A 464-nucleotide genomic window follows, 5' to 3' on the forward strand; every position below is an offset into this window, starting at 1 on the left:
CGTAGGTACGGTCAAGTCCGCGTTGGCGTGAGAGTTCTTCTTGCGACCAGCCGTGGTTAACGCGATAGAGGCGCATGGTGTAGGCGAGAACGGCGCGGAGGTCTTGCGGATCGGGCAGGCTGGGAGGGGGAGTGAGTTTGTTGACCAGGGTGTTTGGGGTTTGTGGTTTGAACGATAAGGGGATTTTATACTATTTTTGCTAGGGTAAAGAAAAGGCCGTCTGAAAGTTTCAGACGGCCTTCAAGAGGGTAGGTATAAAAAAAGGGGGTGGCACTCAGCCACACCCAAACACACATACATCAATAGGAAAGAAAAATCATTTAATAAGAGAGCTTGCTCTTATCGAGGAAACTGGAAGATTCGGGCATGGCCCTGAATTATTGGAAGGCATTATAAATGAAAATAGGATTTGGGTATTGATACAGGTCAATTCTGTTTTAATTTAGAAAATATATCTCCAAGAT

1 pseudogene is annotated in these 464 nt (G+C 45.7%); it reads right to left on the reverse strand.

The window, feature by feature from the left end:
- Positions 1 to 148 (reverse strand): annotated as a pseudogene (locus ACTHTY_RS11805) (helix-turn-helix domain-containing protein); the annotation flags it as partial.
- Positions 149 to 464 lie beyond the last annotated feature (316 nt).

Source organism: Neisseria sp. P0019.S002 (assembly GCF_051957155.1).
GTDB classification, from domain to species: Bacteria; Pseudomonadota; Gammaproteobacteria; order Burkholderiales; family Neisseriaceae; genus Neisseria; species Neisseria perflava.